At 25.8% G+C, this 4517-nt stretch carries 6 protein-coding genes; 4 read left to right on the top strand and 2 right to left on the bottom strand.

What is annotated here, in order from left to right:
* The coding region (locus tag T386_RS04390; protein ID WP_036460117.1) for a hypothetical protein at positions 1–182 on the top strand (182 nt) is incomplete at its 5' end.
* A gap of 66 nt (positions 183–248) precedes the next feature.
* Positions 249–812 (top strand): variable surface lipoprotein, encoded by a 564-nt coding sequence (locus T386_RS0103945; RefSeq protein ID WP_156935949.1) that lies wholly within the window; start codon positions 249–251, stop codon positions 810–812.
* A 74-nt stretch (positions 813–886) separates the two neighbouring features.
* Here T386_RS0103945 and T386_RS0103950 read toward each other — a convergent pair whose 3' ends face one another.
* Entirely contained in the window at positions 887–1294 is a 408-nt protein-coding gene (locus T386_RS0103950; RefSeq protein ID WP_029513830.1) for a transcription antitermination factor NusB, read from the bottom strand.
* A gap of 29 nt (positions 1295–1323) precedes the next feature.
* On the bottom strand, positions 1324–2286 hold the full coding sequence (locus T386_RS0103955; protein WP_029513831.1) for an ECF transporter S component: 963 nt from the start codon (positions 2284–2286) through the stop codon (positions 1324–1326).
* A 48-nt stretch (positions 2287–2334) separates the two neighbouring features.
* Between T386_RS0103955 and T386_RS0103960 the strand changes: the two genes are divergently transcribed.
* Positions 2335–3900, top strand: a complete 1566-nt coding sequence (locus T386_RS0103960; RefSeq protein ID WP_029513832.1) for a phospho-sugar mutase — start codon at positions 2335–2337, stop codon at positions 3898–3900.
* A 75-nt stretch (positions 3901–3975) separates the two neighbouring features.
* A partial coding sequence (locus tag T386_RS04395) for a hypothetical protein (RefSeq protein WP_036460119.1) occupies positions 3976–4517 on the top strand: 542 nt, incomplete at its 3' end.

A 4517-nucleotide genomic window follows, 5' to 3' on the forward strand; every position in this document is an offset into this window, starting at 1 on the left:
TAGGAGTTGTTGAACCATTGATAACAAATAAAATGTTTATTGAGGCTATTAAATCTGCTAAATATATAGAAAGAATAGTTAATGGAAAAGTTGTTTCAAGCGAAAAACTCACCAATGACAATATTAAAGAACAAAGCAATTGATATCAAACCATAGATAAAGCATTCAAAGAAAAGCTTTAATTTAAGATAGTAAAATTTAACCTTAAAAAGACGAAAAGGGCTTATTTATAAGCCTATTCGTCTTTTTTGTTCTCTAAAACTTGGAAACTCAGGAAAAAGAACAAATTTTTATTATATTCATTAGCACCAATCGCTTTTATGCCACTTGTTGCTGCTAGTTGCAATAGTCAAAAAGAAAATAAAACATATGAATTTAAAGATTTAGGCAAGACAGATGTTGACTTATCACAAAGTCAATACACATTATCTGATGATTTAACTTTTAATGTAAAAACCGCAAAAGTTAATATTTTAGAAAAAGACTGGTTTAACAAACTAGATAAAAAAGACGGTAAAGAATTTATATGATATTCATATTCAAATGATGCTTTTATTGGTGAACACGAAGAAGGCAAAAAATGATATGATGGTGTTCAATTATTTAAAATTGATGGAATTGCAGGCAAGGAAGCACAAGCTGTAGCTGAAAGTGCTATATTTAATGAAAAGAACAAATGAAAAACAACTTCAAAAATGGAAGTTGCAAAAGATAGTACCAATAAAACAATCGAATTTAAATTCAGAATTTTTAACTTTACAGAAAAGAAAATATCGTCTCATGTGTATTCGTTAAAATTAAAGGCTGAATAATTAATTTGAAATTTTTCACTTATTTAAAAAAAGCACTATGTGCTTTTTTATTTGTAAAAGCAGCATATCACCTTTTAGTGACTAATAGCTTCATTGATAACATAATACTTATATATATTTTCTAATATAGCATTAACAAATTTATATAAATTTGCTTCTGTATCAAAAAAAGATTTGGTAATTTCAATAGCTTCATTAATGACTATTTTTGGGTCAATAGTCATTAATTCATGTGATGCATTAATTAAAATAGCTCTAATCAATGGTGATATTTTGTCTCAATTGTTATTATTTAAAAATTTAATAATTATTTTTTTGTAATAGTCGTAATTTTTAGCTATTAATTCCAGCTGATTGAACTGATCACTGTTTAAATCACTTTCATTTTCAAAAATTACTGATGGATTTAATGTTAGAGCAAGCAATTCATATTTATAAATGATATTAATAATACCAGTGCGAAATTCTCTTCTTAATTTCATAATTTTCCTATTATATAATAATTCCTATCTTAGTAAGATATTTGATTTAACTGGTTAACATGTTTATCTTTTAAAATGTTAATCACTGGATAAATAGATGTAAGTATAATAACATACACAGGCAAAGTTATCATGCTTTTTACAACAATTGGTATAGCAAAAACGGCATATTTATCACTAATTGTTCAATTTTTGTTTTGTAAGTAATTCATATATTTTATATAAACAATTGGTCCAAAAATTCAACGATAAAAAACTATAACAAAAGTGGTAATGCTTAATATGAGTAAATAGTCTAATAATTTAGGACTTTTATTTTTTAAATAAAATATAGAAATAGTTATCGTGCTCATTAATGCTAAGGCTAAATATATTACCATACCAATAATCGTTGCAAATTCAGGAATATTTATTTTTTTGTCTTTTTTAGCATTATATTTTTGTAAATTAATTCCAATTTTGCCATCAGTAGTTTGATATACATTTTGAGAATATATTACTATCATAACAGTTATTGCACTAATAATTACAATAAAAGGCACAATTATTTTTGCATATTTTGTGGCTTTAAAAAAAGTAAAATATAACGAGCTTATAAAGGCAATAATTGGTGGTCAAATAGCATATAATCAAAATCACGTACCTATCAGTCCACTAATTAATAGAGACAATGTATCAGCTAAAAATGCTATAAATGAACCTTTAAAAGGCCCTAGTATCATTCCAAAAATAATGCAAAAAAATATTTCAGTTGTAAATAGATTATTTAGTCCAGTTATTTTCATTAAAAAATATGAAAGGATAAAAAAACCTAGTAGAAAACCCGATAAAACTAACTCCATAATACTAAATTTAAATGGATGTTTGAAAACGGAGTTAAATTTTTCCCAAAAGCTATATTGATTTCTTTCTTGATTATATTTCATCAACGAATCGTCGATTTTTAAAATATTATTAACATTTTTGTCTAAATTAGTTATTTTATAATTCATAGTATTAATTATTATAATAGGTATTAAAATAATATATTATTAATTATTATGAAAAAATTAGAATTTGGAACAGCAGGAATTAGAGGCAAAATTGGCAAAGGCGAAGAAAATCTTAACTTTGCTCATGTGCAAAGAATAGCACATGGTTATAGTAAATACTTGCTTGCTAAATATCCTAATCAATTAATTAAAGTAGTTATAGGAAGGGACAATCGTCATAAATCATATAGTTTTGCACAATGTTGTGCAACCATTTTAGACTCTTACGGAATCAATGTTATTTTTTCAAAAGATATTAGTCCAACTCCATTTGTGAGTTTTGCTATTATGCACTATCAAGCACATGGTGGCATTAATATTACAGCAAGCCATAATCCAAAAGAGTACAACGGAATAAAAATTTATAACAATTTAGCCATGCAATGTTTACCTGATGAAATGGACGAAATGATTAGCTATTTTGAACCATATGCTAATTATTCAGAATCTTTTAAACTTCAAAAAAGCATCAAAAAATCTGATTATAAAAATTTAGAATTCATTTCAAAGAAAGTTATTGATAAGTATATCAATGCTGTAGCTTTAGTAGGCGAGCAAAATGGTGACAATAATTTATTTCCATCAGATATAAAAATTGCATACACACCATTACATGGCACAGGCAACAAATTTGTGCCTAAATTATTTAATATTTTATTTTCCAAAAATGACAAAAAACACTGTGAAAATGTATTTTATGTCAAGGAACAAATGAAACAAGACTCACGTTTTTCAAGCTGTATTTTTCCCAACCCTGAGAAAAAACAAGCTTATGAATTAGTTATAAAACTAGGTAAGAAGGTTGATGCTGATATTCTTTTAATGACCGACCCAGATAGCGATAGAGTTGGATTAGCTGTTAAGCATAATAATGAGTATCAATTATTAAACGGAAATGAAACTGCTATTATCATTACTAAATTTTTGCTTGATACATTTAGGATTGAAAATACTAATAATTATTATTTAGTTTATTCATATGTTTCAACTAACGTGCCTGAAATATTAGCATCTAAAAAAGGTATTGAGTCATTTGTGGTACCAACCGGTTTTAAATGGATTGGTATGACAATTGATCAACAAAAGCAAGAAAATAGAAAATGCTTATTTGCTTTTGAAGAAAGCTATGGTTCGCTTATTAATGAAGATTTATCAAGAGATAAAGATGCACTTCAGTCTATTTCAATATTAGCAAAAATGGCTTCATACTATAAAAAGCAAGGTAAAACATTGGTAGATCTATTAAATGAAGTATATGATGAAGCGGGCTATGTGTCTAGTGAAAACGTTGAAATAACTATAGATCCAAACACAAATTTAAAAAACTTACAAGAAAAGTTTAAGAATATCGATTTAGATAATAAAGTTGTAGTCGATTTTAATTTAAAAAATAATTTTTTAAAGTCAAATATGATTCAAATAAAATTTGAAAACGATAATTCATGATTGGCATTAAGACCATCAGGAACAGAACCAAAAATAAAATTTTATATTTTTGCATTTGACAAAACAGCTGAATTATCAAAAAAGAAGTTAGATTCTTTCAAAAATAAAATTAATGAAATAATTAATTAAAATTATTATTTTGTTAATATAATCATAATATTAATATTAAAGAATACTAATATTAATATTCAAGAAAGGGAAATTATGGACAAAAAGAAAAAAGGTTTAATTATTGGCGCAGCAGTTTTAACTGCTGGCGCTATTATTGCGACTCCTATAATAGTTATAAAAAATAATAAGACAAAAGGCAAAAATAATGTAAATGAAAACTTTGTGTTAAAAATAAACGAATACAAAGAAAAAATAAAAATATTTACAAAAATTAACTCGCAAAATGAAGTTATTGAATTAAACAGCGAAATAAAATCAGCAGAAGATGCAACTAGAAAAGGCAACTTAACAAAAGAGGAAGCTGATTTACATTTACAAAAAATCGAAGATGCTTACAATAAAGCATTAGTTGCTCTTGATAATTTCAACATAAAAACTAAAAAGGATGAATTAAGTAAAAAAATCCAAGAGATAACTACTAATTTAGAACAATTTATCAACCCTAACCTTGTGTTAATTAAAGAGCAAGTTAAAAAAGCACTAACGCATGCACAAACAATAGCTAATAACAATACATCATCGCTTGAAGATTTAGATAAAGAGTTAAAAAATCTTGCGGAAGTTTTTGATTCTAA

It is taken from the genome of Mycoplasmopsis primatum ATCC 25948 (assembly GCF_000702785.1).
Classification (GTDB): domain Bacteria; phylum Bacillota_I; class Bacilli_A; order Mycoplasmatales; family Metamycoplasmataceae; genus Mycoplasmopsis; species Mycoplasmopsis primatum.